The sequence below is a fragment of the Flavobacterium rhizophilum genome (assembly GCF_046000485.1).
Taxonomy (GTDB): domain Bacteria; phylum Bacteroidota; class Bacteroidia; order Flavobacteriales; family Flavobacteriaceae; genus Flavobacterium; species Flavobacterium rhizophilum.
In genome coordinates, this window is sequence record NZ_JBELQB010000058.1 from 1 (window position 1) to 556 (window position 556).

The window sequence follows — 556 nt, forward strand, 5'->3', positions numbered from 1 at the left end:
AAATAGCTGTATATCTACAAAAGCCAATCTGATTTTTTGGAGTGGTTGTAATGGTAGTTCAGTATCTTTACCGGAGTAATATGTAGTAGCAATTCCTTTTTTTGAAAGTAGTTTAATAAGTGGTATCGCCTCGCTGATTTTATCGTCTATAACAATAACAGAACCGTCTGAAGGTAATTGAAAATCAGCCATATTTTATCTTTTAAAAGCGAGTAATAATTTTGCACCTTTTTTGAACTCATTTGGAAGATCATAATCTCCTTCTTCAGGAAAAATTAATTCTCCTTTTTGACTATTCATAACCTCATATGCTAAATGTAATCCCAATCCCATTCCTCCGGGCTTATCAGATACAAAAGGCTTTACTGCATCATCTGTTGAGATTGTAAATCCAGGTCCATTATCTGCTATCAGTATTGAAATGTAACCTTGGGGTTCTTCTATTAGATCTATATAAAGCTTTTTCTTTTTTACATTAGCATAGTTTTGCCACCAAATAGAATTATCAGTCAGATTAATTAGAGTACCAACTACAAGGTTATGAGAACATCTTACC

Annotated in this window: 2 protein-coding genes; both read right to left on the minus strand. The window is 32.9% G+C overall.

The genetic code is table 11. The annotated features are described in order from the left end of the window. The coding region (locus ABS768_RS17720; RefSeq protein ID WP_408076261.1) for a hypothetical protein at positions 1 to 192 on the minus strand (192 nt) is incomplete at its 3' end. Positions 193 to 195: 3 nt separating this feature from the next. Next, positions 196 to 556: ATP-binding protein (locus ABS768_RS17725; RefSeq protein ID WP_408076262.1), on the minus strand; the 361-nt coding region annotated here is incomplete at its 5' end.